Origin of the sequence: Sphingobium sp. BHU LFT2 (assembly GCF_018604485.1) — a bacterium.
GTDB lineage: Bacteria > Pseudomonadota > Alphaproteobacteria > Sphingomonadales > Sphingomonadaceae > Sphingobium > Sphingobium yanoikuyae_A.
Genome location: NZ_JAFCGW010000028.1, coordinates 1 through 26,172, shown reverse-complemented (window position 1 = coordinate 26,172; position 26,172 = coordinate 1). Strand labels below are relative to the sequence as shown.

Annotated in this window: 23 protein-coding genes and 1 pseudogene; 11 read left to right on the top strand and 13 right to left on the bottom strand. The window is 63.2% G+C overall.

Annotated features, from left to right (window positions below; translation table 11 throughout):
* The 3 genes from JQK15_RS25060 to JQK15_RS25050 form a co-directional block, all read left to right on the top strand.
* On the top strand, positions 1 to 441 hold a 441-nt coding region (locus tag JQK15_RS25060), incomplete at its 5' end, for a 4-carboxy-4-hydroxy-2-oxoadipate aldolase/oxaloacetate decarboxylase (RefSeq protein ID WP_214869082.1).
* 87 nt (positions 442 to 528) lie between these two features.
* On the top strand, positions 529 to 1,581 hold the full coding sequence (locus JQK15_RS25055) for a 4-oxalomesaconate tautomerase (RefSeq protein WP_251008036.1): 1,053 nt from the start codon (positions 529 to 531) through the stop codon (positions 1,579 to 1,581).
* Complete coding sequence (locus JQK15_RS25050; RefSeq protein ID WP_214869079.1) at positions 1,578 to 2,471, top strand: amidohydrolase family protein; 894 nt, start codon at positions 1,578 to 1,580, stop codon at positions 2,469 to 2,471. The genes JQK15_RS25055 and JQK15_RS25050 overlap by 4 nt, the downstream gene beginning before the upstream one ends.
* A 110-nt stretch (positions 2,472 to 2,581) precedes the next feature.
* Here the strand turns inward: JQK15_RS25050 and JQK15_RS25045 are convergent, their stop codons facing one another.
* The gene (locus JQK15_RS25045) at positions 2,582 to 3,541 is read right to left on the bottom strand and encodes a formylglycine-generating enzyme family protein (RefSeq protein ID WP_502956882.1); all 960 of its coding nucleotides are present in this window, start codon (positions 3,539 to 3,541) and stop codon (positions 2,582 to 2,584) included.
* A gap of 108 nt (positions 3,542 to 3,649) precedes the next feature.
* Between JQK15_RS25045 and JQK15_RS25040 the strand changes: the two genes are divergently transcribed.
* Positions 3,650 to 4,552: a LysR family transcriptional regulator gene (locus JQK15_RS25040; RefSeq protein WP_214869077.1), complete on the top strand. Its 903-nt coding sequence runs from the start codon at positions 3,650 to 3,652 to the stop codon at positions 4,550 to 4,552.
* A gap of 21 nt (positions 4,553 to 4,573) precedes the next feature.
* On the opposite strand, the gene JQK15_RS25035 is transcribed toward JQK15_RS25040, so the two are convergent.
* On the bottom strand, positions 4,574 to 6,736 hold the full coding sequence (locus tag JQK15_RS25035) for an arylsulfatase (protein ID WP_353047269.1): 2,163 nt from the start codon (positions 6,734 to 6,736) through the stop codon (positions 4,574 to 4,576).
* A 231-nt stretch (positions 6,737 to 6,967) separates the two neighbouring features.
* Positions 6,968 to 9,748, bottom strand: a complete 2,781-nt coding sequence (locus JQK15_RS25030; RefSeq protein WP_214869074.1) for a TonB-dependent receptor — start codon at positions 9,746 to 9,748, stop codon at positions 6,968 to 6,970.
* A 461-nt stretch (positions 9,749 to 10,209) separates the two neighbouring features.
* On the opposite strand from JQK15_RS25030, the pseudogene JQK15_RS25025 reads away from it, so the two are divergent.
* Positions 10,210 to 10,963: pseudogene (locus JQK15_RS25025) on the top strand (IS5 family transposase).
* Positions 10,964 to 11,065: 102 nt separating this feature from the next.
* Here JQK15_RS25025 and JQK15_RS25020 read toward each other — a convergent pair.
* From JQK15_RS25020 to JQK15_RS24995, 6 genes are all read right to left on the bottom strand, one after another.
* Entirely contained in the window at positions 11,066 to 11,272 is a 207-nt protein-coding gene (locus tag JQK15_RS25020) for a hypothetical protein (RefSeq protein ID WP_214869072.1), read from the bottom strand.
* 334 nt (positions 11,273 to 11,606) lie between these two features.
* The gene (locus tag JQK15_RS25015) at positions 11,607 to 12,506 is read right to left on the bottom strand and encodes an NADP-dependent oxidoreductase (RefSeq protein WP_021235884.1); all 900 of its coding nucleotides are present in this window, start codon (positions 12,504 to 12,506) and stop codon (positions 11,607 to 11,609) included.
* 65 nt (positions 12,507 to 12,571) lie between these two features.
* Positions 12,572 to 13,399, bottom strand: coding sequence for an SDR family NAD(P)-dependent oxidoreductase (locus JQK15_RS25010; protein WP_031343110.1), 828 nt, complete (start codon positions 13,397 to 13,399; stop codon positions 12,572 to 12,574).
* 26 nt (positions 13,400 to 13,425) lie between these two features.
* Positions 13,426 to 14,163 carry an SDR family NAD(P)-dependent oxidoreductase gene (locus JQK15_RS25005; protein ID WP_214869070.1) on the bottom strand — a complete coding sequence of 246 codons (738 nt, stop codon included), beginning with the start codon at positions 14,161 to 14,163 and terminating at the stop codon, positions 13,426 to 13,428.
* A 34-nt stretch (positions 14,164 to 14,197) separates the two neighbouring features.
* The gene (locus tag JQK15_RS25000; RefSeq protein ID WP_214869068.1) at positions 14,198 to 15,610 is read right to left on the bottom strand and encodes an aldehyde dehydrogenase family protein; all 1,413 of its coding nucleotides are present in this window, start codon (positions 15,608 to 15,610) and stop codon (positions 14,198 to 14,200) included.
* A 145-nt stretch (positions 15,611 to 15,755) separates the two neighbouring features.
* The gene (locus JQK15_RS24995; protein ID WP_214869066.1) at positions 15,756 to 16,604 is read right to left on the bottom strand and encodes a pirin family protein; all 849 of its coding nucleotides are present in this window, start codon (positions 16,602 to 16,604) and stop codon (positions 15,756 to 15,758) included.
* Between the two features lie 127 nt (positions 16,605 to 16,731).
* Here JQK15_RS24995 and JQK15_RS24990 point away from each other — a divergent pair, with 127 nt between their 5' ends.
* Entirely contained in the window at positions 16,732 to 17,682 is a 951-nt protein-coding gene (locus JQK15_RS24990) for a LysR substrate-binding domain-containing protein (RefSeq protein WP_214869063.1), read from the top strand.
* A 121-nt stretch (positions 17,683 to 17,803) separates the two neighbouring features.
* Here JQK15_RS24990 and JQK15_RS24985 read toward each other — a convergent pair whose 3' ends face one another.
* The gene (locus tag JQK15_RS24985) at positions 17,804 to 18,379 is read right to left on the bottom strand and encodes an NADPH-dependent FMN reductase (protein ID WP_214869062.1); all 576 of its coding nucleotides are present in this window, start codon (positions 18,377 to 18,379) and stop codon (positions 17,804 to 17,806) included.
* A 184-nt stretch (positions 18,380 to 18,563) separates the two neighbouring features.
* On the opposite strand from JQK15_RS24985, the gene JQK15_RS24980 reads away from it, so the two are divergent.
* The gene (locus tag JQK15_RS24980; RefSeq protein ID WP_214869060.1) at positions 18,564 to 18,947 is read left to right on the top strand and encodes a nuclear transport factor 2 family protein; all 384 of its coding nucleotides are present in this window, start codon (positions 18,564 to 18,566) and stop codon (positions 18,945 to 18,947) included.
* 147 nt (positions 18,948 to 19,094) lie between these two features.
* Here JQK15_RS24980 and JQK15_RS24975 read toward each other — a convergent pair whose 3' ends face one another.
* On the bottom strand, positions 19,095 to 19,733 hold the full coding sequence (locus JQK15_RS24975) for a TetR/AcrR family transcriptional regulator (protein ID WP_214869058.1): 639 nt from the start codon (positions 19,731 to 19,733) through the stop codon (positions 19,095 to 19,097).
* A gap of 116 nt (positions 19,734 to 19,849) precedes the next feature.
* On the opposite strand from JQK15_RS24975, the gene JQK15_RS24970 reads away from it, so the two are divergent.
* Positions 19,850 to 20,545: an SDR family NAD(P)-dependent oxidoreductase gene (locus tag JQK15_RS24970; protein WP_031343115.1), complete on the top strand. Its 696-nt coding sequence runs from the start codon at positions 19,850 to 19,852 to the stop codon at positions 20,543 to 20,545.
* Here the strand turns inward: JQK15_RS24970 and JQK15_RS24965 are convergent.
* Together JQK15_RS24965 and JQK15_RS24960 are read right to left on the bottom strand one after the other, a co-directional pair.
* Positions 20,542 to 21,783, bottom strand: coding sequence for an NAD(P)/FAD-dependent oxidoreductase (locus tag JQK15_RS24965; RefSeq protein ID WP_021235894.1), 1,242 nt, complete (start codon positions 21,781 to 21,783; stop codon positions 20,542 to 20,544). The two genes, JQK15_RS24970 and JQK15_RS24965, sit on opposite strands and share 4 nt — an antisense overlap.
* Before the next feature lie 34 nt (positions 21,784 to 21,817).
* On the bottom strand, positions 21,818 to 22,120 hold the full coding sequence (locus JQK15_RS24960; protein WP_502956883.1) for a 2Fe-2S iron-sulfur cluster-binding protein: 303 nt from the start codon (positions 22,118 to 22,120) through the stop codon (positions 21,818 to 21,820).
* Between the two features lie 1,013 nt (positions 22,121 to 23,133).
* On the opposite strand from JQK15_RS24960, the gene JQK15_RS24955 reads away from it, so the two are divergent.
* The 3 genes from JQK15_RS24955 to JQK15_RS24945 all read left to right on the top strand — a co-directional run bounded on the left by JQK15_RS24955 (position 23,134) and on the right by JQK15_RS24945 (position 25,930).
* Positions 23,134 to 24,309, top strand: coding sequence for a Gfo/Idh/MocA family oxidoreductase (locus JQK15_RS24955; protein WP_214869055.1), 1,176 nt, complete (start codon positions 23,134 to 23,136; stop codon positions 24,307 to 24,309).
* Between the two features lie 6 nt (positions 24,310 to 24,315).
* Entirely contained in the window at positions 24,316 to 25,308 is a 993-nt protein-coding gene (locus JQK15_RS24950; protein WP_031343117.1) for an ABC transporter substrate-binding protein, read from the top strand.
* 91 nt (positions 25,309 to 25,399) lie between these two features.
* Positions 25,400 to 25,930 (top strand): MarR family winged helix-turn-helix transcriptional regulator, encoded by a 531-nt coding sequence (locus JQK15_RS24945; RefSeq protein ID WP_021235899.1) that lies wholly within the window; start codon positions 25,400 to 25,402, stop codon positions 25,928 to 25,930.
* Positions 25,931 to 26,172 lie beyond the last annotated feature (242 nt).

Sequence of the window (26,172 nt, the reverse complement as noted above, 5' to 3'; positions counted from 1 at the left end):
GACATATTGCTGCTCGCCCCGACCAGCCCCTGCACCGACGGCTATTTCGGCGACCTGCTCGCCACCTCCGCCCAGGCACGCGGCTGCCGTGGCCTCATCATCGACGCGGGCGTGCGCGACGTGCGCGACCTTAGCCAAATGAACTTTCCGGTCTGGTCCAAGGCGGTCCACGCCCAGGGCACGATCAAGGGCACGCTGGGTTCCGTCAATATCCCGGTCGTCTGCGCCAATGCGCTGGTCAATCCGGGCGACGTGATCATCGCCGACGATGATGGCGTGTGCATCGTGCCGCGCGCCGACGCCGCCGCCGTGCTGGAAAAGGCGCAAGCTCGCGAGGCCGCCGAGGAAGCCAAGCGCGTCCGCCTGGCCGCCGGCGAGCTCGGCCTCGACATCTATAATATGCGCCCGCGCCTAGAAGAGATGGGCCTCAAATATGTGTGACGCGCTTTCCCCCACCCCGTTCGGTTCGAGCCTGTCGAGAACCCTGCGCCCCGTTCTCGACAGGCTCGAACCGAACGGAGGCAGGGCATGACGTCGGCCAGAGTCATGTGGATGCGCGGCGGCACGTCCAAGGGCGGCTATTTTCTGGCCGAAGACCTGCCCGCCGACAGCGCCGCGCGCGACGCCTTCCTGCTGCGGGTCATGGGGTCGCCCGATCCGCGCCAGATCGATGGCATGGGCGGCGCCGATCCGCTGACCAGCAAGGTCGCGGTCGTCAGGAAATCCGATCGGGAGGGCGTCGATGTCGACTATCTCTTCCTTCAGGTCTTCGTCGATCAGGCGATCGTCAGCGATGCGCAGAATTGCGGCAATATCCTGGCCGGCATCGGCCCCTTCGCGATCGAGCGTGGCCTCGTCGCCGCGCAGGACGGCGAGACCCGCGTTGCCATCTTCATGGAAAATACCGGCCAGATCGCGATCGCCACGGTGCAGACGCCCGGCGGCACAGTCCGCTATGATGGCGAGGCGAAGATCGACGGTGTGCCCGGCAGCGCCGCGCCGATCCCGCTGGAGTTTCGCGACACCGCCGGCTCATCCTGCGGCGCGCTGCTGCCGACCGGCAATGCCTTTGACGAGGTCGAGGGCGTGCGCGTCACCCTGATCGACAATGGCATGCCCTGCGTCGTCATGAAGGCGCAGGATGTCGGCATTACCGGCTATGAAGATCGCGACACGCTGGACAAGGACGCGGCGCTCAAGGCCCGGATCGAGGCAATCCGCCTCGCCGTCGGCGAACGGATGAACCTGGGCGACGTCAAGGAAAAGTCGGTCCCCAAGATGATGCTGGTCGCCCCGCCCCGCGATGGCGGCGCGGTCACGGTGCGCAGCTTCATCCCGCATCGCGCCCATGCCTCGATCGGCGTGCTGGGCGCGGTCAGCGTCGCCACCGCCTGCCTGATCGAGGGATCGCCCGCGGCCGAAGTCGCCTCGATAGCTTCGGGCAACCGCAAGACACTCTCGGTCGAGCATCCCACCGGCGAGACGACCTGTGTCATGGAACTGGACGAGAGTGGCGCGGTCACCAGCGCCGCCATGCTGCGCACCGCGCGCAAGCTGATGGATGGAGAGATTTTCGCATGACCGCCCCTGAACTTGGCCGCATCATCAGCTGGCACGGCAATCCGTCCAAACCGCGCTACACCCCGCCGGCCGGCGCGATCGACGCCCATTGCCATGTGTTCGGTCCGATGGCGCAGTTCCCCTTCAGCGCGAAGGCAAAATATCTGCCGGAAGATGCCGGCCCGGACATGCTGTTCGCGCTGCGCGATCATCTCGGGTTCGCCCGCAACGTCATCGTCCAGGCCAGCTGCCACGGCACAGACAATGCCGCGACGCTGGACGCCATCGCCAAATCGAACGGGAAAGCGCGCGGCGTCGCCGTGGTCGATCCGGCCATTTCGGAGGCCGATCTCGCTGCCCTGCATGAGGGCGGAATGCGCGGCATCCGCTTCAATTTTTTGAAGCGCCTGGTCGATGACGCGCCCAAGGACAAGTTCCTCGAAGTGGCCAAGCGCCTGCCCAAGGGCTGGCATGTCGTCATCTATTTCGAGGCCGACATTCTCGAAGAACTGCGCCCCTTCATGGATGCGATCCCGGTGCCGCTGGTGATCGACCATATGGGCCGCCCGGACGTGACCCAGGGGCCGGACGGCGCCGACATGAAGGCGTTCCGCGCCTTCCTCGACAGCCGCGACGACATATGGTTCAAGGCGACCTGCCCCGACCGTCTGGACCCGACAGGTGATCCCTGGAACGCCTTTGCCGATGCCGTCGCGCCGCTGGTCGCCGATTATCAGGATCGCGTGTTGTGGGGCACCGACTGGCCGCACCCGAACATGCAGGATGTGATCCCCGACGACGGCCATCTGGTCGACATGATCCCGCGCATCGCCCCGACCGAGGCGTTGCAGCGCAAGCTGCTGATCGACAATCCGATGCGGCTCTACTGGCCCGAGGAAGTCGGCAGCTGATAGGGACTGCACGTAAAAACACACTCAGCACGACGATATCGTCAAAGATTTGCCAGGTCAGTACGGAGCACAAGCGAATTTGCGTCGCGAGATTTGAGTCTAGCCCGGCTTTACCGCCGAACGATGCAACGGAAACCGATGTGGGAGGTCGAGGTGTCGATAGCTTGCGGCCAACGCGCTGCCGGCCTGTAGCGGCGGCAATAGCTGGCGGCGCAAAGGTGCGATCCGCCCTTTAGAACCCGCCGCGGCACGGCGATGGCTGCATCGCGATCGACACTTTTTTGCATCGCGTCCTGCTCTCGCCCAACGCTGCCGCAGCACGAGGATCCATCGACACGAGCGTGCGAATACCAGTCCGCCGTCCATTCCCAGACGTTGCCGATCATATCATACAGGCCGTAACCGTTTTCCGGATAGCTGCGCACGGGGACGGTGCGTTCGAGGCCCGGCGGTGCGCGATTTTCGTTGGGAAAGTCACCTTCCCAATATTTGGCCAGCCGTCGGCCGTCGGGCTCCAGTTCATCTCCCCAGGCAAATTTCGCGCCGTCCAGGCCGCCGCGCGCGGCATATTCCCACTCCGCTTCGGTGGGCAGGGACTTGCCCGACCAACTGGCGTAGGCCTCCGCGTCTTCGGCGACCACATGTACGACCGGATGATCCTCCCTGGCCTCGATACCGCTGCCCGGCCCCAACGGATGACGCCAGCTGGCTCCCGGCACGAACTGCCACCAGGCCGGGACGGTGTCTGCGGAAAACGACAGGCGGGCCAGTCCTTGTGGCGGATCAAAGACGGACGATCCGGGTACAAGCATCTCGGGGGAATAGCCCGCATAGTCCTGCGGCGAGAGGAAGCGTTCGGCAAAGGTGACGTAGCCAGTTGCGTCGACGAAGTGCGCGAACTGGGCGTTGGTGACCGGTGTCTCGTCCATCCAGAAGTCGCCGACGGAGACCACGCGTACCGGCGCCTCTTCCGGATAGAATTCTTCCGATCCCATGCGGAAGCTGCCGCCGCGGATCAGGCGCATGCCGTTCAGTTTCCCAGTGCGCTTTTTGAGCGTCTTCAGTTTCATGTACAGACCTCCTCAGTCGCTCTTGCGAGATCCGGTGGAACTGGGTGGTGTCAGCATGCGAAGCGCGGGATAGATGCAAGTTGGCTGGCGCGATGATAGATCGCACGCATGGATATCGATCTCACGCGTCTACGCCACATTCTTGCTATTGCCAAAAACCGCAGCTTTTCCAAGGCCGCCGAGGAACTGCACATCACACAGCCTGCGCTGAGCCGTAGCATCTCGACTTTCGAGGATGGTTTCGGCGTCCAGGTATTCGAGCGGAGCCGGTCGGGGGTCACGCCGACCGCGCTCGGCACGCTCATCATCGCCGAGGCCGAGCGAGTGCTTCGTGCCGCCAGCGGTTTCGGCATCAATCTCAAGCTTTATGCAGGGGGAGAGGCCGGCATCGTCATGTTCGGCTTCGGCTCTCTCATGGCCAGCTTCGTGCTGCCGTCCCTCGCGGCCAAGCTCTTTGCCGAGAAGCCGGGACTGGAACTGCGCACGATGATCGGCTCGCCGGCAGAACTGCTGCCCGATCTGCTGGCCGACAGGATCGAAGTCATCGTCGCCAGCGTGTGGGAAGCCCCGGAGGATGCCGATCTTGTCGTGAAGCGAATCAGCAGGATTCCCGTCAAGGCCGTCGTCAGGAACAATCATCCCCTTGCGGCCCGAACGCGAGCCACCTTGGCCGACATCAACGGATATCCAAGAATCCAGTCTCTTGCGTCGACCGCGACAACATCGCAGCTGGACACGGAACGAGAACAGGGACGGTTCGTCTGCTCCAATTTTCATATCCTCAAAGAGGTTGCAATGAGCACCGACAGCGTCTGGATCACAGCGCTGGCATTTGTAGCGAAGGACATAGGCGAGGGACGACTGACGACGATCGACCTTACGGATTTCGAGGAGACCTCTGTCGAGATCGCCTTCTTCTCCCGCCGGGGAAGGACGCTTTCTCCCGCCGCTCTCACCATCATGGACTGCGTTCGCGCCCAGCTCCGGGCCTTGGGATACGGGCTTGACTGAAGGAGAGACCGGCGTGCGGGCTCAGGGGAAATCGAACGAGACATTGTCGATTTTGCCTTCGAGGACGCCACCCGGCGCGGAATATTGCGTGACCGGCACCCCGGTGTCCCGCCCGGTGTCCAGATTCTCGTCATAGCTGGGCCGGGGAAATGTGCGGGGTATCGTCCCGCTCAGGATCGCCTTGCCCTGCCCGTCGGTCATCTCCACTCGAGCGGCCTTGCCCGGCCCCTCGGAGGTGAGGGTCAGATCGAGCTCCGCGGGTCCGGCCGCCAGCGGGGCATGCGCGACGATCCGCCAATTGTCGTCGGTTGAGGGGGAAGCCGCATAGGCGAAGGCGGGATGACCCTTGTCGATGAAGAGGGACCAGCCTCCGAAATGACTGCCATTCGCAACGATGACACCCGAACTGTTCGGCCCGTTGAGGCTGAAACGCGCCTTGAGATGGAACGAACCATCGATAGGCGGCCGATTACCGAGCGTCGGGATCGAGACATTCGCCCCCCGCAAGGTAAAGCCCGCCGGCTTGACGGATGCTGGACGGCCCTTACCGCCACCAATCGGGCCCCGATGGATGATCGGATAGACATTGTTCGCCCGCGCCTCCTTGTCCCAGAGGGCGATCATCGCCTTCATCTGGCGCGGGTTTTGGGTCGCGAGATCGCTCGCCTGGGCAAAGTCGGTGCGCAGATCATAGAGTTTCCAGTCCGTCCGCGCGATGCCGTCGCCCGGGAATTCCGCCTGCCAGGATAAGCGACCATCATCGCCGCTGGCAAACCAGCCATCATGATATAGCCCGATCTTGCCGCCGATCTCGAAATATTGCGTCCGGGGCGCATCCGGGCGGCAGTTCGACAGGCTGGGCAAAAGGCTCTGGCCGTCCACGCGTCGCTGCTTCACGCCATGGACGATGGCTGGAGCCGGAACCCCCGCAGCTTCATAGACGGTGGGCGCGATGTCGACCAGATGGCCGAACTGTGCGCAGACAGGGCTTGCCTGGACCGCCGCCCTGCGGGGCCAGGACAGGATCATGCCGTTGCGAATGCCGCCAAGCATCGAGGCATATTGCTTCACCCAGGGGAACGGCGCGTTCATCGCCCACGCCCAGCCGGCAGGATAAGCGGGGCGCGTGAACTCGCCGCCAAGCTGGCGCAGCACATCCGGCGAGACCGTCCCATCCTCCGATCCGCCGGACTTTTTGGTCATCTCGCTGACCGCGCCTTCGGGGCCGGACTCAGCAGCTGCACCATTGTCGCCTTGGATGAAGACGATCAGCGTGTTGTCGAGAATGCCCATCTGCTCGAGTTCGTCGAGGATGCGCCCGAACTGCGCATCCTGATAGGCGAGCATCGCCGCACCGACCTCCATGGTGCGCGCGGCGAACCGCTTCTTGTCCGGTGTCAGCGAGCCCCAGGCGGGAATGCCATCGGGCCGCGGGGAAAGACGGGTCCCGGCCGGCACGATTCCCATGGCGACCTGTCGCCGATAGGTCTCCTCGCGCTGGATATCCCAGCCCTGATCGAACTTGCCGCGGAAGCGCTCGATATAGTCCTCGGGCGCCTGCAGCGGCGTATGAACTGAAGCGGGCGCATAGTAGATGAAGAATGGCTTGTCTGGCGCCGCGGCCTTTTGATTGTGGATCCAGTCGAGCGCATCGTCGGCAATCCGCTTCTCGAACAGCTCGGGTGGCTGCCGCTCCTCGCCAACTCTGGACGTTCCTCGATAGACATTCGGGTGCCATTGGTCCGCCGCGCCGCCGATGAAGCCATAGAAATATTCAAAGCCGAGGCCGGTCGGCCAATGATCGAACGGCCCCGCCGCGCTCCGTTCGGGTATCGGGACATTGTGGTGCTTGCCGAACATCGCGGTGTTGTAGCCGTTGAGCCGCAAGACTTGAGCGATCGATGCCGCATCCGGTCCCATGTCGCCATCATAACCCGGAAAATTCTGGGGCAGATCGACCAGATAGCCCGTGCCGACATTGTGATGGTTGCGACCGGTCAACAGCGCCGCCCGGCTCGGCGAGCAGATGCCGGTCGTGTGAAAGCGATTATAGCGCTGTCCCACGCGGGCCAGGCGGTCCATGTTCGGGGTCGGGACAGGGCCACCAAAGGTGCTCGCCATCGAGAAGCCCGCATCGTCGCTCATGAAGACCAGAATGTTGGGCGCGCCCGCAGGCGCCGTCACGGGACGAGCCGGCGCCGCGGTCGAATTTGCGAGTTCGGGCCGGATCGTGCCCCCGAACGGTGGCTTGGGAACAGGAAGGACCGATCTGTCCGCCTGCGCCAGCGCCGGTGAGCAGAGAAGGAGGGCCAGCACTCCGATGGAACAAGTGAACTTGGCATTCATGGCAGGACCCCGATGATTGGAGGCATGGAAAGAGAATGTATCGAGAACGGCTGCTCTGGCACCGGCGCGCTAGAGTGAGAGACGCGCCCCGAACAAAATGCGACGCCCAGCATCCACGTAACTGTTCGGAATGCCCGACAGATAGCGGTCGACCTGGACTGCGTTCAGCAGGTTCACGGCTTCGATGGAAAATGCGATCTGCTGGTTCAGGTGCCAGGTCGCGCTGCCGTCGAGCGTTCCATAAGCCAGGGTTCGCGAGCCCATGACCGCACCTTGAGGCGCAGCCGAAAGATAGGGGCCGCGCCAGGCGTAGGAGAGTCTGAGTCCGATCGGTCCCTTTTCATAATAGCCGGTCACGTTGAAGTTGTGGCGCGATGCGGCGGTCAGCCGCTCCGGATCAGAATTGTCGATGAACGTGTAGTTCGCGGTGGCGCCAAGCCCGTCGAACGGCGCGGGAAGGAAGGTGAAGGCTTGCTGGTAGAACAGCTCGAAGCCCTTGACCTTGACGCCGCGTCCGTTCGTGACGCGGTTCACGGTGAAATTGAGGTCAGTCGTCGTGATCGAGCCGTCGGCCTGAATGACCCGCACTGGAAACGCCTCGATGGCGGCATCGTTGACGATCAGCGATTTGAGATCCTTGTAGAAGGCCGAGACGCCCAGCACGCCCCCGCGCGTGAAATACCATTCCGCCGTCAGGTCCACATTGTTCGCGCGATACGGGTCGAGGAAGGGATTTTTCTGCGTGATCGTCAGCGATTGCCCGTTCGCGGTGGTGGTCGGCGCGAGATCGGCGAGATTGGGCCTTGCCATCGTGCGGGACAGGCCCAATCGCAGGAGCAGGCTATCGGAGGCCTCGTAGCGGAGGTTGAGGCTGGGAAGGATGTCGGTGTAGCTGCGTTTGACCGAGACCGGAGCGGCAGTGGGCACCCGCGTTACCGAGCCCGCTTCGAACGAGACTGATATCTGCGTGAGATCGGGGGCCACGCCGAGCGAGGTCTGCCAGGTCTGAACGGCCCGCAGTCCCACATTTCCGGTCAGCCGGCCGAAGTCGAAATCCGCCCGCGCATAGCCTGCCAGCGTCTTTTCGGCGACGTCGGTGATGCCGGTCGGATCATTGGTGTAGGTTCCGGCCGCGATCAGCTCGGCTGCGCTTTTCGTCGTCAACAGGGCTGACGGATCCGAGACCAGAAAGCTTCTTGGAAAGTCGGCGCCGCCGCTATAGGTCCCAAGAAACGAGCCGCGTTGTGCCGAGACGAGCGTCATGAATGGCGCGGCACTGAAAGATCCTGCCACCGAGCCTGCCGGCAAGCCGCCGTAAAGGGCCGACACGCCGGCCGGGAGAATCGTCAGGCGGCCATTGTCCTGATACATCTTCCGATCGGCATAGCGTACGCCGACCGAGACCTTGGTCAAGCCGGACCGGCCGAACTCGCGGCTGACGTCGATGCGACCGTCATAGAGCCGGTCCGAGCTTTTGCGCTGGAATTCACCATTGATGCTGGCAACGCGGAAACTGTTGGGATCGAGAATCGCCGTGGCGAAGGAACCAAGATATCCGATCGAGAAGAGGTCGTCGCCGCGGTTGGCGCTGAAATAGCCTGGCCCTGTCGCTACAGTCGCCAGCGCGAGATTGCTCAGTTCCTGTTGAGAGCGCGAATATCCTCCGGTGACGGCGACGGTCCAGCCATCGCGTTCCCAGCGCCCCCCACTCGAAATCGTGAGCAGATCGCCGGATCGGTCTTCCAGGCGGCCGTTCGATCGCACGTCGAGCTGCGTCAGTTCCAGTCTGGTGATCGTCGGATAGCCGTCCAGCGTGGTCAGCTCGGTTCCCGCGCTGACGAGACCCCTCGAATTGCTGAGATTGGCAATGCGTTCGTTGCGGACAGCCTCAACGTCCAGCTTGCTGTAGAGGCCATCGACATAGAAGCTCAGCTCGTCGTTGGCCTTGAACTCGAGTGAGCCCGTAGCGCCGATCCTGGTGCGCTTTTCCTGGAAAAGCCAATAGAGAGGCGTCGTAGGCATACGTACCGATACATCCGGATCGATGACGCCGTTGCCGTTGAAGTCGGCCGGTTGCGCGCCGGACCCGAGACCAGCGCGTTCGGTCTGGAGCACATAGGATTGCGACGCGCTGTGGGTTTCCGGGCGCCGCTGCGAATAGGAGAAACCCAAAGTGATACCCAGGCGCCCGTCCGCAACGACATCTGAAAAGAGGACGGAGCCGCGCGGCGCGATCTTGCCAGAATTGTCCGAATACTCCCCCTGGATGGATCCGGTGAGGATGCGCTTTCCGATCTCGAAGGCCCGAGGCGTCCGCACGTTGACGGTGCCTGCCAGCCCTCCTTCCTCCAGATCGGCCGTCGGTGCTTTGTAGACCTCCAGCGTTCGCACGAACTCGGGCGCAAGGATCGTGAAATCGAACGCGCGGGTGGCGGCCGAATCCGTATTCAGCAGTGCATTGGGAATGCTGTGACCGTTCAGGGTCGTCAGCGTGAAGATGGCGGGAAGTCCTCGGATATTGACCGTCTGTCCCTCGCCGCGTGAGCGGCTGATCTGAACGCCGGAGATACGCTGGACCGATTCCGCTATATTGAGATCCGGATAGCGGCCGATATCCTCAGCGTTGATCACATCGACAATCGAAGGTGCGTCGCGCTTGATATTGAGCGCGGAATTGAGGCTGGACCGAATGCCCGTGACCACGATTTCCTTCCCTTCATCCGGTGCTTCGGTTTGCTGCGGCTCCTGGGCCAGAGCGGCGCACGGTAGAAGGAACAATGAGGCCGTTGGGCTACGGAGAAGCCCAGCCCGGATAGTGGGCAGGCGCCGGGCAGGGAAGGGCAAGGTCACGAGAATCTCCTGGTCTGGCTGATTGCCCGGCGGCCAAACACTTCATCTCGTGATGTCAGCGAAAATATGCCCGGGACTGAGATGGGTCGCCCATCACCACGGAATGCAGTGAAAGCCTACTTCATCAGTAGAGTATCGGTTTGCATCCACGTATCTACAAGTCAAATGCAATTGAAAGCGCATAACCATAAATGCAATTTATGGACGGTGACCCGTGCAAGAGAGGGCCTGATCCGTGTCGCTCTTCCCGTTCCGCCATGCGAGGGGTCAAGACCAAGGGCGGGTTGCACCCCAGGCTGCCGCAGGAAAAGGGCGCACCGAAAAGGTAGCGGTTGCGCCCGATATCCCACCCGCTTCACCAATTGAGCGCTGGACGCAGCCTAGGGCGGATCGACATTCAGCATTCCCAAAGGGGATGATCGCTGATTCATAGGACGCCGTGTTGACGCGCGGAGTGGATGATGGCGGCGAAGCAGTACGAGTTGAACGAGGTGCAATGGGAAAAGATTGCGCCGTTGCTACCGGGCAAGGCGACCGATCCGGGGGGGCGGGAACGGATAACCGCCTGTTCGTGAACAGATGTTTGTGGGTGCTGCGGTAGGGGCGCTTGGTGCGATCTGCCGGAGCGCTATGGCAAGTGGAAGACGGTGCATCGCCGCTTCAGCCGTTGGTGCCATGCGGGTGTCTGGGAACGGGTGTTCGAGGCGCTGACGGCCGAGCGGTACAACCAGTATTTGATGATCGACAGCACCATCGTTCGCGCACACCAGCAGGCAGCGACCGGAAAAGGGGGGCGTGCGATCAGGCGCTGGGGCGTTCCCGAGGCGGACTGACCACCAAGATACACATGCTTGCGGACGCGCTCGGCCGGCCGCTGCGCTTCATCATCACGCCCGGCCAGACTGGCGACGTTACCCAGGCGCCGGCCCTGCCGCACGGGCAGGAAGGCGGCGTCGTGCTCGCCGACAAAGCTTATAATAGCAATGCTTTACGGACAATCATCGCGAAAATGGGCGCCGAAGCGGTCATACCTTCAACCGCTGCCGTAGGGTCGCAATCCCGCATGACGCGCTGATCTACAAACACCGCAATCGTATCGACCGATGCTTCGGCAGGCTCAAACACTTCCGCCGCTTCGCAACACGATACGATCGCCGCACCATCCACTTCGCCGGCTTCACAAACCTCGCCGCCGCTATGATCTGGTTACGCTGAATGTCGATCCGCGCTAGGCGCTGTTGATATGGGATGTCCCGCCCCGTTTCCCTGACATCCGATATGATATCGGTGCTGAAGAGGAAAGGAGCGGACCATCCCTTAATAAACACCAGCTCGAGGAAGCAGATTTTCAGAAGATGACGGCAAATTGATTGCACGCGTTCTATGGGCCTTGGCGCGCGGCGTCGCGATATCATCTACCAGAATTGCTTCAACTTTTAACGAACCTGAAGTCACGAAGTTCGTCCTCGATGCGCTGTGAGTAAAGCCGCCAATGAATAGCAAATAGTCGTGCGGTGCCAGCATGATCGGCAACTCATTCTATGCCAGATATTGCCTGAACTGTACGCCTCATTTGCTCGCCGCCAAACTGTACCGAAGCTGCACGGTTCAGGCGATCAAATCGATCGTTCGCGATTACGTCTTCGATGCCAAGTCCTTATGGACCGTCGAAACCGCATCCATCGGTTCGCGACACGCCGGGCGATGAGCCCGCTGTCGGGCTGCGCGCTACCAATGCCGCGGTAAACAAGGGGATACCTCGCACTAGTCGCAACGATGACTCGGATTTCTTCGCCCGTTCCGAACAACTGCAGGCGGCGTATGTTGTCCATCACGCTCCGCGAAGAGAGCGCCGGGATCAGAAAATCAGGACACGTTTGCCCCGCGTGTGCCCTTGCAGAACAGCGCCAAAGCCCTCGGCTGCCCTAGTGAAGGGGTAAGTCTCGCTGACTTCCCACCTGATCCGGCCGTCGGCGACCCGATCCACGACATATTGGAGATTGGCGGGGCTGGGCTTGTTGCCTGTCGCGCGGACCCGCTCCGATGGGGCGGGAATACCCGTGATCGAAGCAACATCCCCCTCCGGTTTCACCGTGGCGAGCGAAGCCTGCGTCGCCTCCTCGGTGCCAGCCAGGATGACTGCCGCGTCGAACGCAGCGGGATGAATGTCCCTGATGCGTTCAACCAGGCCGGGGCCGTAGGCGACGGACTTGGCGTCAAGCGCGCGGAGATGATCCTCGTTGGCCTGCGAGGCGGTGGCGACCACCTGGATGCCCTTCTCGCGCGCGAGCTGGATCAGCACGGTGCCGACCCCGCCCGCGCCGCCATTGACCAGCAGCGATCCGATATCGCCAAGCTCGTGGAGGACCGCCATCGCGGTCTGGGCGGTTCCGGCGAGCGAGCCGGCCACGGCCCAATCGAGCGTGGACGGACGCCGGATGAGGTTGCCGATCGGCACGTCGATGATCGTGGCGTGCGTAAAGCCGCCGCCGGAGCCGAGAACCTCGTCGCCGACGGACCATGGTCCGGCCTTGGCGGGCAGTTCCGTGATTAGGCCCGCGAACTCGGTGCCGAACCGCAAGGGCAGGGGACCGAACCGGATTTCGCCGGTCATCCGGCGCGCATCGATCGGGTTGATGCCGGCCGCCCTGACCTCGATGCGGGCGTGACCCGGCGCCAGGGGAGGAAGCTCCTCCTCGACGAAATCGAGGACGTCGGATTGACCGTAACGGTCGGCGATCAGAATTCTGCTCTTCATATCGTCATGCTCCTGCCCCGGCACAAGGCGACATCGCTTTGCGCCGCGGGGACATTGCCCTAAGGTCAGGACAGAACCGAGATGCCAGTCTTGGCCGTCGCCCCGCCGTCCACCGTGAGGTTCGCGCCGGTGATGTAGGCGGATTCGTCCGAGGCAAGGAAAAGGCCGGCATAGGCGACATCGACGGGGCGCCCCGATCGCTTGAGCAGCGGCATGCCTTCGAACAATTTGCGAAAGTCGGGGCTGGCGGCGACGACCGCTTCGGACGCGGGCGTCACGATCGGCCCCGGCGAGATCGCGTTGACCCTGATGCCGTGGACCCCGCCCTCCGTCGCCAACTGGCGCGTGAAGCTGATGACGCCGCCCTTCCCGGTGGCGTGCGCGGCCGCGCCGGCGCTGCCGATGACTTCGCCGCCCATCATCCCCGCGATCGACGCGATGTTGACGATCGACCCGCCGCCTCTGGCGATCAGATACGGCCAGACCGCCTTCGACGGGATGAACACCGTGTCGAGTTCCAGCCGCAGCGTGTCATGCCATTGCGAAAGCGTCATATCGCCGAACGGCACGAAATGGGCGCCGGCGCCGTTGTTATAGAGGATGTCGACGCCGCCATGCCGCGCCGCGACATCATCCACCCAGGACGCGACCTTCGCTTCGTCGGAGGCATCGACCTGCGCCAGATCGAGCTTGACGTCGCGCGCGGCGGCGAGCGCCGCGGTGCCTTTGAGGCCTTCGGGATTGATGTCGCAGCCCGCGACGATGGCGCCGGCTTCCGCGAAAAGGAGCGCGACCTCGCGGCCTTGTCCGCTGCCGACCCCGGTCACCAAAGCGACCTTCCCGGTCAGGCGCCCCTCCACCGGGCCACGGCTCAAAAGTTCAGTTGTCGACATAATAGTTCTCCAATCAAGCGGCGGCGTCAGCCAACCTTGTACAGTCCGCCATCCACCGGCAGCGCCTGCCCGGTGATGAAATGTGCGTCCTCGCTGGTCAGGAAAGCGATGGGCCCCACCAGATCGTTCGGCTCGCTGAACCGCTTGATGGCCTGCTGCCGCCATACCGATTCGGCGAATTCGGGCGGCGCATCCTTCGTTCCGGGAGTCTGGACGATCGTCGGCAGCACGGCATTCACGGTGATCCCGAACTCCGCGACGTCGTTTGCAAGCCCCCGGACGAAGCCGATGACGCCCATCTTGCTGGCCATGTAATGACTGTTTCCGGGAAGCGGCGTGCCGATGGAGCTGGACGAAATATTGACGAAGCGCCCCCAGCCGTTCCGGCGCATCAGGGGGACGAGATGCCGCGCGCTGAAAAAATGGGCATCCAGATTGACCGCGAGGGTCCGTCGCCAGGTCTCGACCGTGAGATCCTCGATTCTCGCCGTCGGATATATTCCGGCGTTGTTGACGACGATGTCGCACCGACCGAAAGTCGCGTCCGCCAAGGCCGCGATCCTCGCCCACTCCTCATCCTGCGAGACGTCGGCCTGCACGGAAGTCGCGGCGGGGCCGATCAGCGCCGCCGTCTCGCCGGGATCCTCGCGGTCCACAAGAATGACCTTCGCGTCAAGCTCAGCGAGTTTTATCGCGATCGCCCGGCCGATCCCGCGACCAGCGCCGGTAACCAGGGCAATCCTTCCCGAGTGACTCTTGCTCATCTTGATTTTCTCCGGTTCGCGATGCTGGAAGCCTTCAGGCCGCCACCTTGTTGGCGAGGTTGATGATCTTGGCCTGCGTGAATTCCTTCATGCCCTCGAGCCCCGATTCACGGCCGATGCCTGACTGTTTCACACCGCCGAAAGGCAGGTCGGGGGGCAGTTCGACGAGCTTGTTCACCCAGATGGTGCCCGACTGGATGCGCAGCGCGACTTCGAGTCCGCGTTCGGCGTCGTTCGTCCAGATCGTGCCGCCAAGCCCATATTCGCTGTCGTTGACCCGTTCGATCATCTCTTCGATCGTGTCGTAGGCCAGGACCGGGATGGCGGGGCCGAACTGCTCCTCGCGCACGAGGCGGGCGCTATCGGGAAGGTCGCGCACGATCGTCGGCGCGATGAAATAGCCTTCGCGATTGAGCGCGTTGCCGCCGGCAATCACGTTGCCCAGGCTTCTGGCCTCCTCGATGATCTCCAGCACCTTCTCATATTGCTGCCGGTTCTGGAGCGGCCCGATCTGGGTTTCCGGTTCCAGGCCATCGCCGACGACCGCTTCGCGGGCGAGCCTCGCCAGCTCGTCGCACAGGGCATCGTACAAGGGGCGCGGCGCGTAGATGCGTTTCGCCGCCAGGCACACCTGGCCGGAATTGATCATTGCGGCCTGGAACACCTTCGGCGCGATCTCCTTGACGTCGACATCGTCGAGCACGATGGCGGCATCGTTGCCGCCCAGTTCCAGCGTCAGCCGCTTGAGCGTGCCGGCCCCACTTCCCATCACGCGCCTGCCGGTGGGGGTGGAGCCGGTGAAGGCGACCATGGCGATGTCGGGGTGGCTGGTGATCCTGTCGCCGAGGTGGTGCGCGTCGATGATCACGTTGAACACGCCCGGCGGCAGGATGCCGGCCGCCAGTTCGCCGAACAAGGCGGCCGTCAGTGGCGTCGTCGAAGCAGGCTTGGCCACCATCGTGTTGCCGACGCTCAGGCAGGGCGCGACCTTCAGCGTCAGCTGCTGGAGAGGGAAGTTCCACGGCGTGATCGCCGCCACGACGCCCAGCGGCGTCCGCTGTTCGAGCACCCGGCCCTCATCGGCCTGGCGGATCGTCTCGAGCGGCAGATCCTGCTCGGCGAACCAGCGCAACAGCCCGACCGACATGTCGAATTCGATCCGGGACACGGCCAGCGGCTTGCCCTGCTCGCGGGTGATCAGCGTGCAGAATTCGTCGGAGCGCGCCTGCACCGCATCCGCGAGGCGGTTGAGATAGTCGCGGCGTGCGCCGTGGGTCAGGGATGCCCAGGCCGGGAAGGCGCGCTTGGCGGCGGCAATCGCCTGTTCGAGTTGCGCCTCGTCGGCGCATGCACAGGTCTCGAAGACAGCCCCGGTGGCGGGATTGATCACGTCAAGGGTCGAAGCGCCGTCCACGAGTTTTCCATCGATCAAAAGACGATAAGCCATGGTCCGGTTTCTCCTGCGGATGCGGTGCTGCCAGAAGGACGTGATCGCGCTGGGCGCGAGGCCTTCACCGCTACAAGCGCTTGCGCCCCTCGGGCTGGTCGATTGTGGTGCAGCTTCACTGGTTCCTCCGAAAGTTGGGCTGGATTCAGGTGATCGGCGACAGGCGCCCCATCTCACCCCTGCGGTAGCGTTCGAAGGCGGCCGTCAACTGCGCCTGGTCGTTCATGATGAACGGCCCGTAGACCGCCACCGGCTCGCGCGGATCGGTGCCGGAAAGCAGCAGGAACTGCGCCGGCTCCCGCGCCTTCACATGGAGATCGTCCGCCTCGTCCGCTTGCCCCGCGACCGCCTGAAAGGCTTTCACCTGTCGGACCTGATCGCCGGCGCCGACCTCGACGGCGCCGCTCAGGACATAGACGAGGACATTGCGCCGCGCGGGCACGCGGAAACGCCACGCGCCGCGGGCCGTGACATCGAACAGGTCGAACGGCTCGGCCGGCTCCACGGGACTGGCCGCGTCGGCGAAACGGCCGGTCAGCACCCTCGTGCGATTGCCGGCCGCGTCCACCACCTCGGGCACGTCCGCCGGGGCGATGGCGAGCATCCGGGGCGGCAGGTCCTTCTTCCGGCGCGGCAGGTTGATGAAAATCTGGACGCCGTGGACCTCCTCGCCGGTTCGCGCGGGAAATTCGTCATGGACTACGCCCGACCCTGCCTGCGTCCACACCATCGCGCCCGGCTCGATCACCAGATCATGTTGCAGGGAGTCGCGATTGCGCAGTCCGCCCGGGGAGTCTTCAAACACATAGGAAACCGCCGAGAAACCGGCATGCGGATGCGGCGCGAAGGTAGGGCCGCTCATCCGGTATTGATCGAAGCCCATCACCGGCGAAGCGAGATCGCCAAGCCCGGCCAGGTCGAGGCGATGCCCCGAGAAATGACCGCCGAGCGTCGCCGGCTCGGCATTCACGACAGGAGAAAGAATCAGGCTCATCCAGGCATCCACCGCTTCCGCCGCTTCGGGTCTTGTCCGTGGAAAGGATATAAGGAAGCACCACCGGCTTGATAATTCGGCAAAATCGGTAAAGACTGGTGCATATGCGCACCAATGGGCTTGCTTCATGGAAGATCTGAACGACCTCGCCTATTTCGCGGCCGTGGTGGAGCATGGCGGTTTCTCGGCGGCGGCACGCGCCACCGGCATCGAAAAGACCAGGCTCAGCCGCCGCGTCGCCGCGCTGGAGGATCGGCTGGGCGTGCGCCTGCTCCAGCGCAACACGCGGCATGTCGCGGCGACCGAAGCCGGCGAGCGTTTCTTCGTCCAGGCGCAGGCTCTGGTCGAAGGCGCCCGGAGCGCCCTCGACAGCCTGGCGGACCTGCGCCGCGAGCCGGCGGGCACCGTGCGGCTCAGTTGCCCGCAGGTGATGGCCCAGAGCTATCTCGCGCCGATCCTGCCGGGCTATCTGGCGACTTATCCCAAAGTCAATCTGGAGCTGGAGGCCAGCGACCGCCCCGTCGACCTGCTGCGGGAGCGCATCGACCTGGCCTTGCGCGCGGGCGCCCGGATCGACGGCACGGCCGGACTGGTGACCAGGAAACTCGGACAAGCGCGCCGCGTGCTGGTGGCCAGCCCCGGCTATCTGGATGCCGCGGGGCGTCCCCGGACGCCGCAGGATCTTGCCCGGATGGATACGTTCAGCAGGCCCGGCGACGTGCATGACGGCCAGGCGCGGTGGGCGCTCGCCGGCCCGTCGGGCCAGGTCGCCGTGATAACGCACACGCCCAGGCTGTCGACCGACGATCTGCGCATGCAGCTCCAGGCGGCCGTCAACGGCATCGGCGTCGCATTGCTGCCGGAGCCTATCGTGTCGGCATCCGTCCGCGGCGGCGTTCTCGAAACGGTGCTGCCGCACTGGTCCGCCGAGACCCACATGATCCATTTGCTCTATCCGACCCCGCGCGGGATGCTGCCGTCGGTGCGCAGCCTGATCGACTATCTGGCGGTGCATTTGCCTGCCTGCATCCAGGAGCGAAGCGTCGAGCTGGAGGATCATCACGAACCGGCGCCATAGCGCGTCGACCGCAGGCGCCGGTTCGCATGCTTCCCGTGAATCCCGGCGCTTGGGCGAGCAGCGCGCCGACCTCTCCCCCCTTGCTCGCTTCTACAGGTTCGAGGCAGGAAACGGTCGCTGGTTATCGGTCGTTTCGACCTTCGCGAAGCGTCCTGGTCCACCAGGCGAGTTCATCGAGCATCGTTTCGGCGCTGCGGGTCAGATATTCATAATCCGAGAAGGTCTTGCCTTCCCTGATGCCGAGCAATTCGGCCAGGCCGATATGCACGGCGTCACGAAGCGGGGCGACCCGAAGCTCCACCAGGATCAGCCGCAATTGCTCGACGGCGCGTGCGCCGCCGACGCCGCCATATCCCACGAAGGCCGCGGGCTTGTGACCCAGCTCCGGAAAAAGATAGTCGATGGCATTCTTGATCGCACCTGTCGGCGCGTGATTATACTCGGCGGTGATGAAGATGTACCCGTCCAGCCCCGCCATCCTGGCGCTGAGCCGTTGCGCCACCTCGTGGGTAGCCGGCTGATAGATCGGCGGGGCCGGCTCGTCGTACAGCGGGAGGGGGTAATCACGCAGGTCGACAATCTCGAACTCAAGATCGCTGCGTTGCGACGCCACGCCATGGATCCAGTCCGCGACCTTGTCGCCGAAGCGTCCTTCACGTGTCGATCCGATCACAATCCCTATCTTCGGCAGGCTCAATTCAGTTCTCCGGCTTCAAATGTCATCGCGCATGTACATGCGCGACAGGTAGTGATTTGCCAGGACAAGTAACCGATGGCGCCCGCGCAGGGAAGGGTGAGGGAGCGCGTTGACTTGGGGCCTGTTGCAGGATGTGCGCAAGCGGCCTCATATGAGTGGACAGTGATTTTGAGAGAATCCCGCAATGTCTGAACAGGATGTCCGGGAAATTGTGGCCCGGCTTGAAACGGTGCGCATGGACGCCCTCCTCCGCGGCGATGTCGCCACGTTGGACGATATCACGAGCGACCGCTACATCCACATCGAGAGCACTGGCCGGCGGCGAAACAAGGCCGAGTTCCTGGACGGTCTCGCCCGCGCCGAGTTCCGCTTCGAAAGCTTCGATATCGAAGAGAACAGGATAATCGCCCGGCCCGAATTTGCTTATGCAGTGGGCAGTTACAGAAACAGGATCCGGACGCGGGAAGGCCTCAATCCGGTGAAGCACGCACGTCATGTGCGGATCTACGAGAAGGAGAACGGCGTCTGGCGAAATGTCTTCCATCAGGCCACGGAGTTCATGACATAGCTACGACGGCAAGGACTGGTCTCTTGCCGCGGCCGGCGCGGGGTCCACCTCCGCGCTCGAAGCAGCCAGGCCGCCCGCGCGACCACCGTGACGATGACGATCGGAGACCTATTGACAAGCGGGCCGCACAGAAGCCCGAGGCGTCCCTCACAGAGCCCGATGGGGCGCGAACCAGGGCGGGTACATCGCCTCGATGGCAGCCAGCAGCATCCGTTCGTCGCGAGGCCCGGGAAGATGCAGCCAGGCCTCGACGGCGCCGGCGGCGCCATGGGCGAGCTGGGCCGCATAGAGCGCGGCGGCTTCCGGTCCCGGCAGCGGCGGGCTTACGAAGCCATCGCGAAATATGGTCAGCATGGATTGCTCGATATGCTCGGCGAGCACCACGCGCAGGGCAAACCTGGCTGAGGCGCGGCCGACACCGCCGTAGACATCCTCATGCCTGAGGACATGCGCCAGAATTGCGTGCAGCGTGCTGCGGGTCAGGTCGCGCAGCAGGAGGCCGTCGCGTTCGAGCTGGTCCATTCCGCGCCGCCGTACCATATCCAGCTCGCAGGAGAGGACGCGGGTCAGCAGTTCCACGGGCGTCCGGGCATGTTCGTAAAAGGTGCTGCGATTTATGCCCGCGCGGCGCGTGAGCTCCGAAACCGACACACTCGTGATGTCCCGCTCGGCCGCCAGCGAAAGCACCGCGGCGGCGAGCCGGGCACGGGTGCGCTCTATCCGCGGATCCTCGGCCTCAGCGCCGTCGCCGAAGCCCTTGTCCGCCGCTCGTGAACGCACCGTCATCCGCCGCCCCTATCAAGGCTGGTTAATCCAACACCTGTCGGTTATCATGCTAGGAGAGCGGCGCTTCGATCGTCAAGCCGGACCGGCGGCGGCATTGGATGGAGGACGGAAAACAGATGGAAGACCTCACGGCATTGGTGCTGGGCGGCACCGGCGACGTTGGCGAAGGCATTGTCCGCAGCTTTCTGAAGCACGGCGCGACCGTTATCGTGCCTTCGCGCAGCCAGGTGAAAGGCGATGCCCTGCGCGACTATGTGGCCGACATCGAGACGGGCACGCTGAAAACCGTCGATGGCCTTTTCGACACGCCGGCCGAGGCGGAGGCGCTGCGCGACAGGATCGCCGCACTGTCCAGCCGCATCGACCTGATCGTCGCGGCGCTGGGCGGCTGGTCGCAGGGCTTTGCCCTTACCGATCTCGGCTTCGACCAGTGGGAACGGATCGTCCGAAACAACCTGACGACTCACTTCCTTGCGATCAAGACGTTCGTGCCCCTGCTCACCCCCGGGAGCGGCGTCTATGTCCACATCAACGGGCAGAGCGCCGAAGGCCCGCATCCGGGCGCCGGGCCGGTGGCCGCCATGTCGGCCGCGCAGAGATCGCTGGCACTGACGCTCGCCGAGGAACTTCGTCCGTCCGGGCTGAAGGTGCACGAGCTGCTGATGCCGCCCATCAACACCCGAAGGCGCATAAGCCATCACCACGACCGCCCCGAATGGCCGACCCCGGAGAAGATCGGCGACTATATCGCCACGCTGATCGACACGAACGACCCCGAGGTCTCCCACTGGATCGAACCGAAGAAGATCTAGTGATCTGTGGCTCTGACAGGCAGCAGCGACTTCAGCGGTGCAGTTGCATCCGCCAGCTGCTCTGCTGCCATCTGCAGGCGGCCGGCCACCAGCGCCTTGCCCTGGACGTAATCCTTGGTGGCGTTAACGCAGTCGAGCGCGATCACCCTGCCCTGCCTCAGGTACACTACGGAAAAGCTGCGCGCGCGGGGATCGCCTCGCAGAACCTCCTCGTCATGCCCGATGGACAACCCGATCGTCTGCAGGCGAAGATCGTACTGGTTGGACCAGAACCACGGCACCGAGTGATAGGCCTCAGGGTCCCCAGTGATCGCCTTGGCGACAATCGTCGCCATGTCGTTTGCATTCTGAACCGACTCGAGCCGGATTTGCAGGCCTTCCGCGAAGGCGTTCGCATGGAGGGCGCAATCCCCTATGGCGAAGACGTGCGGCAGCGATGTCCGGCAATGCTCGTCCACGGCAACGCCGTTGCCTCCTTCGGCGCCGGCAGCAAGCAACGGCTCGACCGCAGGCACGATCCCGATGCCAACAATGACCATCTCTGCGGGAAGCACGGTTCCATCGCCCAGGCGCACGCCGGTAACACGGCTATCCCCCTCGATGCATTCGACCGCAACCCCGAGCCTGAGATCGACGCTATGCGCGCGATGTTCGGCCTCGTAGAAGCGGGAGAGGGCGACACCTGCGACACGGGCAAGAACACGCTCCTGCGCCTCTAACACTGTGACCGACTTACCAAGCTTGCTGAGCACCGCAGCTGCTTCCAGACCGATGTAGCCGCCCCCGATGACGACCACGCGAGTCGTGTCGTCCAGCTCACCCATCATCCTGTCAACGTCGGCGCGGGTGCGCACAGAATGGACTCCCGTCAGTGAATGGCCGGTGCATGACAGCTTCCGCGGATGGCCACCCGCCGCCCAGACGAGCTCCCTATAACCGATGGTTCCGCCATCCTCCAGCTCAACAGTCCTCGCCTCCGGATCGACCGCGACGACCTTCCCGCCCATTGCCATCTCGACGCGGTGGTCGACCCAGAAGCCTGCGGGCCGGATGAGAATGCGCTCGAAAGCCTTCTCGCCTGACAGATAATCCTTCGACAGGGGAGGCCGTTCATACGGCATCTCGGGCTCTTCGCCGATCATCAGGATCGAACCTTCGAACTTGCGTTGACGCAGTGCGGCAGCCGCCTGTGCACCGCCATGCCCTGCCCCTACGATCACAATGTCCGCTCGCTTCATCCCGCCCTACTCCCGTACTGACAACGTATTGGCTTTAATCTTCCGGCGCGATCGTGACCCGCAACCCGTCCAGTGCCTTACTCAACACGATCTGGCATGACAGGCGCGAATTGGGCCTGCGATGCTCCGACGAGCCCAGCATGTCGGCCTCATCCTCGCCAATCGGCGGGACCTTGTCCGCAAAAGCGTCATCCAAATATACGTGGCAGGTCGCGCAGGAGCAGCAACCACCGCACAGCGCCATCAATTCATCGAAGCCGAAATCCCGGATCGCTTCCATTAGCGTGCCTTGGGCTGCCAGCGCGGCAGTCTGGGTGTCGCCTTCTCTCGTCGTGATGAAGATATTCAAGTTACGCCTGCCTGTGGGATCAACCTGTCCGGAGGCCCCGGCATCACGTGATCGATTGAAACATTGAACGGGACCCACGGGAGCCGCTCAGAACCTTCCCATGAGGAAGCGCCTATCTGTTTCATATACTTCTATATGGAAGTACATAATTGTCAATGCCCGTATGCCGACGACATTTCGCCCAGCGGACCGTGGATCTCATGCACATGACCTGCGGGGGCAGGCCAGATACCCGCCGCAAAGCTGCTCGGACTGCTCGGTATCAGCCGGCGAGCGATCTCGAGCCTCAGTCGGATCCGCCACACACGTCCTGTGAAGCCAGAAAACGCTGGCATTAGCGATCGCAATGGCTCTCTCGTCGGTGCCGTTCATCGCATCACCGGGACAGAAAGATTCCCTTCGGCGCCCGTGCACTCACCAGATCGACGCCGGTCGCAATGGGTTCAATGCGCACTAGCTTCTGGCAGCGCTGTTCGCGCGGGAGCCGGCGGACTGCCACCTCTCCAGCAAGGTGATGCTCTGCAGTGGACATTCGCAGCCATCGCCCACGATTGAAGACGTGCCCTGCAACATTAAGCTCTCCTCCGCAGGAGCAAGCCCTAAAGCTTCGACGGCACAAACGGAACCTCCTTGCTATTCCAAGACATCTCTCCTCCTGTTCTGGCAAAGCACGACGGAAGCAGACCCTCAATGTCCAGACGACAGGATTGTCGATGCTCTTGGATAGGTTGCTTTTTCAAATGCACGCCTTAGCACTGGGCAGCTCAATGTCGACGGACCAGCTGCCCTCAGCAGTTGATGGAAACCAAATGTTCGCTTCCGATTCTAGATCGCCCCATCCCGATCTGCAGAGCATAAGACAGGATGTTCACGGTCGGTAGACGGGGGAGCTCGGTACGCGGGGAAACCGGGCGAGCCGGACAAGGCGATAACAACTTGCAAATGCTTCTATATCGAAGTACTAACCCGCCATTCATATTGATGTGAACGGAAGGTTTTGGATGACGGCACTGCAGCTGGGGGTGATCGGGCTTGGCCGCGGCTTTATGCTGACTTTGCCCGCCCTGCTCCGGCATCCCCGAATCGAACTGGCCGGCGCCTTCGATCTTCGCCCGGGGGCGCTGGCCCGCTTCGCCGAGGAATTTGGCCGCCCGGGCTATGCGGAGATGAATACGCTACTTGCCGATCCCACCATCGATGCGGTGTACATAGCTACCCCTCACGAATATCATGCAACCCAGACGATCGCGGCCCTGCGGGCCGGCAAGCATGTCCTGGTCGAGAAGCCAATGGCGACCACGGTTGCGGATTGCGCCGCGATGGCTGCCGCCGCGCGGGACAGCGGGCGGGTGCTAGTCGTGGGCCCGAGCCACGGCTTCGACGAGCAGGTCCGGCGTGGCGCCGAACTCGTGGCATCCGGCTGCTTCGGCTCCGTCCGTCTTGTAACGGCGCTCAACTTCACAGATTTCATGTTCCGACCGCGGCGCGCGGAAGAACTGGACAGCAGCCGCGGCGGCGGGGTCGTCTATAGCCAGGCTGCGCACCAGATCGACGTCGTACGGCGGCTCGTGGGCCAACCTGTCGCCAGCGTGCGAGCAATGGCGGCGAATTGGGACGCAACCAGACCGAGCGAAGGCGCATATACCGCGCTGCTGAGCTTCGCGGGCGGCGCCACGGCGACCCTGACGTACAGCGGCTATGCCCACTATGATAGCGATGAACTGGTAGGCTGGGTTTCCGAGCTCGGCGAGCCGAAGGACCCCGCCCGTTACGGCGAGGCGCGGCGCCTGCTCGCGACACTCAGCGCGGGCGACGAGCAACGGGCCAAGCTCGCTCGCACTTTCGGCGCGGGCGGCACCCTGCCGAATGCCGCCCCGCATCACGAGCACTTCGGCTTCATTCTCGTCAGCTGCGAACGGGCCGACCTCAAGCTGCTGCCGACCGGCATCGAAGTCTATGGCGATGCCACGCGCGAATTCATTCCCATCGACCCGCCCGAAGTTCCCCGCGCTGCGGTGATCGAGGAGTTCGCGGACGCGGTACTCGACAGCCGCCCTCCCATTCACGACGGCAAGTGGGGCCTCGACACGATGGCCTGCTGCACCGCCCTGCTTCAATCCAGCCGGCTGGCGGCCGACGTCGACCCGCGCCCCCTTACGATAGCTTCTGGAGAGTAATACACGATGACACGACTGAACCTTTCGTTGGCCTGCTGGGGATATGACCGGACAGAGGCCATTCAGACCGGGCGTGTGGTGCCGGACGGCATCGATTTGAATTTCCAGGTGCTCGATGTGGAGGAAACCTTCTTCCGCATGCTTCGCAACAAGGAGTTCGACGTCGCCGAGCTCTCGATGTCCTCCTACTGCGTCACCCTTGGACGCGACAATCCGGCCTTTGTCGCCATTCCGGTGTTCCCGTCCCGCTTCTTCCGCCACTCGTGCATCTTCGTCTCCGCCAAAAGTGGGATCGAAAAGCCCACGGACCTTATAGGCAAACGGATTGGCGTGCCCGAGTACCAAATGACGGCGCCCGTATGGATCCGGGGCATCCTCCAGGACGAGTACGGCATCGACCCATCCTCCGTTACCTATGTGACCGGCGGCGAGGAAGAACCCGGCCGCGAGGAGAAGCTGAAGCTCAACCTCCCGGACAAGTTCAGGGTGGAACCGATCGGTCCCACCCAGACACTGACCCGAATGCTGGCCGATGGCGAGATCGACGCTCTGCATACGGCCCGGGCACCATCAACCTTTTATAGCGAGCCCGGCAAGGTACGGCGGCTGTTTCCTGACTTCGTCGATGTGGAGAAGGCCTATTTCGCCAAGACGGGCATCTTTCCCATCATGCACGTCGTGGCAATTCGCCGCGAAATCTACGAGAAGCATCGCTGGATTGCGCAGTCACTTTACAAGGCCTTCGTCGAAGCGCAGAAGCTCACATACGAGCAACTACGTGTGTCCGCCTCGCTCAAGACGATGCTGCCATGGCAGATCGCCATGGTAGAGGACACCATCGCAACGCTCGGTGACGAATGGTGGCCCTACGGCATTGAGAAGAACCGCAAGGTGCTGGAAACCTTCACGCGCTATCACCACGAACAGGGTCTCTCACCCCGTCGCCTGACGGTCGAGGAGATGTTCGCGCCCGAGACGTTTGCCGAATTCCGCATTTGACCGAAACCCCCGGGGTCCGCCGAAGCACGTCGCCTACGGCGAACCCCGGGCGTCGCACTCGCTGACACGGGCGGCTTGCCGAGGCGTCTTCATGATGGCATTGACGATCCCCGAACGCGATGGAGAACTGATGTCCGCATTTACCCCGCAGCTGGATCCAGAAAAGAGCCTCGGTTATCAAGTGCGCCGTTGCCATCGACGATTCGACAGGTTGCTCAACGCCTATCTTTCCCCGCACGGGCTGAAATCGGGCTTCTGGTATTATCTGCGCGTGCTCTGGCTCGGGGAAGGGGTGACGCAAAAGTATCTCAGCGACATGACCAACGTAGCCGAGAACACAACCGTCACCATGATCAACGGCATGGTGGCGCAAGGACTCGTGGAGCGGACGCGCGACGCCAGTGATCGGCGCAAGCTGCGCATCTTCCTGACTGACCAGGGCCGTGCCCTCGAACAGGAGATGATGCAGTACGCAATAGACATCAATCAGGCGGCGCTGGCTGGCATCGATCCTCAAGAGATCGAGATCTGCGCATCAGTGCTGGGGCGGATGTCCGCCAATCTTAAAGCTGAACTGGAATCCTTACCTGAACAGGTTGCCGCAGCCGGGGACCCAGCCTGATAATTCAAAGGCTGAGCCTCGCTGCGTCCTGCCGGGCGGTCGGCATCCCGATCAAGCCCGCGCCTCCCCGGGCAGCCCCCGCCTGCTTCTGCAGGAAGAACTATGTCGGGGACGGGCGATGATACTGCGCAGAGGTTCTGCTAGCGCGTAGATCTGTAATTGCAGAGCGAGGCGGTGTGATCCCTTGAGGGTTTCATGGATCTGTCCGCACTAACCGGGCCGAGGCCTGGCCGTGCTGTATC

What these genes read in the sequence shown, in the direction of transcription:
- JQK15_RS24990 (WP_214869063.1), top strand. Translation starts at nt 16,732, where the DNA reads ATGGAAGATCTGAACGACCTCGCCTATTTCGCGGCCGTGGTGGAGCAT.
- JQK15_RS24965 (WP_021235894.1), bottom strand. Translation starts at nt 21,783, where the DNA reads ATGAAGCGAGCGGACATTGTGATCGTAGGGGCAGGGCATGGCGGTGCA.
- JQK15_RS25015 (WP_021235884.1), bottom strand. Translation starts at nt 12,506, where the DNA reads ATGAAGAGCAGAATTCTGATCGCCGACCGTTACGGTCAATCCGACGTC.
- JQK15_RS25045 (WP_502956882.1), bottom strand. Translation starts at nt 3,541, where the DNA reads ATGAAACTGAAGACGCTCAAAAAGCGCACTGGGAAACTGAACGGCATG.
- JQK15_RS25050 (WP_214869079.1), top strand. Translation starts at nt 1,578, where the DNA reads ATGACCGCCCCTGAACTTGGCCGCATCATCAGCTGGCACGGCAATCCG.
- JQK15_RS24955 (WP_214869055.1), top strand. Translation starts at nt 23,134, where the DNA reads ATGACGGCACTGCAGCTGGGGGTGATCGGGCTTGGCCGCGGCTTTATG.
- JQK15_RS25000 (WP_214869068.1), bottom strand. Translation starts at nt 15,610, where the DNA reads ATGGCTTATCGTCTTTTGATCGATGGAAAACTCGTGGACGGCGCTTCG.
- JQK15_RS25040 (WP_214869077.1), top strand. Translation starts at nt 3,650, where the DNA reads ATGGATATCGATCTCACGCGTCTACGCCACATTCTTGCTATTGCCAAA.
- JQK15_RS24970 (WP_031343115.1), top strand. Translation starts at nt 19,850, where the DNA reads ATGGAAGACCTCACGGCATTGGTGCTGGGCGGCACCGGCGACGTTGGC.
- JQK15_RS24975 (WP_214869058.1), bottom strand. Translation starts at nt 19,733, where the DNA reads ATGACGGTGCGTTCACGAGCGGCGGACAAGGGCTTCGGCGACGGCGCT.
- JQK15_RS24980 (WP_214869060.1), top strand. Translation starts at nt 18,564, where the DNA reads ATGTCTGAACAGGATGTCCGGGAAATTGTGGCCCGGCTTGAAACGGTG.
- JQK15_RS24950 (WP_031343117.1), top strand. Translation starts at nt 24,316, where the DNA reads ATGACACGACTGAACCTTTCGTTGGCCTGCTGGGGATATGACCGGACA.
- JQK15_RS25055 (WP_251008036.1), top strand. Translation starts at nt 529, where the DNA reads ATGACGTCGGCCAGAGTCATGTGGATGCGCGGCGGCACGTCCAAGGGC.
- JQK15_RS24995 (WP_214869066.1), bottom strand. Translation starts at nt 16,604, where the DNA reads ATGAGCCTGATTCTTTCTCCTGTCGTGAATGCCGAGCCGGCGACGCTC.
- JQK15_RS25010 (WP_031343110.1), bottom strand. Translation starts at nt 13,399, where the DNA reads ATGTCGACAACTGAACTTTTGAGCCGTGGCCCGGTGGAGGGGCGCCTG.
- JQK15_RS24945 (WP_021235899.1), top strand. Translation starts at nt 25,400, where the DNA reads ATGATGGCATTGACGATCCCCGAACGCGATGGAGAACTGATGTCCGCA.
- JQK15_RS25005 (WP_214869070.1), bottom strand. Translation starts at nt 14,163, where the DNA reads ATGAGCAAGAGTCACTCGGGAAGGATTGCCCTGGTTACCGGCGCTGGT.
- JQK15_RS25020 (WP_214869072.1), bottom strand. Translation starts at nt 11,272, where the DNA reads ATGCTGGCACCGCACGACTATTTGCTATTCATTGGCGGCTTTACTCAC.